General features: G+C 35.2%; 1 protein-coding gene. It reads left to right on the forward strand.

Annotation, left to right across the window (positions count from 1 at the left end; genetic code table 11):
- Positions 1-126: 126 nt before the first annotated feature.
- Entirely contained in the window at positions 127-498 is a 372-nt protein-coding gene (locus tag CQA44_RS12300) for a MerR family transcriptional regulator (protein ID WP_115547444.1), read from the forward strand.
- Positions 499-514: the final 16 nt, after the last annotated feature.

Genomic DNA, 514 nt, shown 5'->3' on the forward strand with positions numbered 1-514 from the left:
TAATCTTATTGATTAATCTTATTGATTAATCTTGGCAAATATGATATTTTTCATAAATCACCCCTTGACAGATACTAAGTATCAGGTCTTATAATTCTCATTTATCTTAAAGTTAAGGAAGTAGCAATGGCTTACACGATTATAGAAGTAGAGAGAAAAACAGGGATTCCATCGACTAGGATTCGCTTTTGGATAAAGAAGGGGTTGTTTCCCTTTTTGCAAGAGGACGAGAATGGTGTGCGTTATTTTAGCCAAAGGGACATTGAGGCACTGCAATGGGTGCAATGCCTAAGGCAAACAAAAATGGATATTAAAACAGTCAAGCTCTATATGGATTTCTCCTTGCAGGGCGACACAACCATCAAGGAACGCATAAAAATTATCAAAAATCAAATTGCATTCATTAAACAAGATTTATCCCAAACACAAAAGATTCTTGAGATTTTGGAGCAAAAAATCACCTATCTTAAAGAAAACACTAACAATGCAAGACGTTAGCCGAAGTCTCTCTGAA

The organism is Helicobacter sp. MIT 14-3879 (genome assembly GCF_003364125.1).

What these genes read in the sequence shown, in the direction of transcription:
- CQA44_RS12300 (WP_115547444.1), top strand. Translation starts at nt 127, where the DNA reads ATGGCTTACACGATTATAGAAGTAGAGAGAAAAACAGGGATTCCATCG.